General features: G+C 66.7%; 1 protein-coding gene. It reads right to left on the reverse strand.

Going from position 1 to position 255, the window contains the following annotated elements:
* Positions 1-255, reverse strand: a 255-nt coding sequence (locus tag QMX85_RS23430) for a contractile injection system protein, VgrG/Pvc8 family (protein WP_282344963.1), incomplete at both ends; no start/stop codon positions are given.

Raw genomic sequence — 255 nt, forward strand, 5'->3', positions numbered from 1 at the left:
GGGTTTCCAGGCGTACACCGAAGCGCTTGATCACCGGCTGGTCGGCGACCAGGCCGCTGTCCTGCTGGTAGGCCACGGGCGCGCGTCGGGGAAACACCGTCTGGTCGTCGCCGAACACCAGCACGTGACCGGCGGCGCTGTGCTCGAAGTGGTAGTGGATGCCTTCCTCTTCGCACAGGCGCTGGACGAAGTGCAGGTCGGACTCGTCGTACTGGGTGCAGTAGAGGCGCTCGGGATAGGACGCGCTCAGCCCGA

It is taken from the genome of Pseudomonas sp. PS02288, assembly GCF_029959715.1.
Classification (GTDB): Bacteria; Pseudomonadota; Gammaproteobacteria; order Pseudomonadales; family Pseudomonadaceae; genus Pseudomonas_O; species Pseudomonas_O kuykendallii.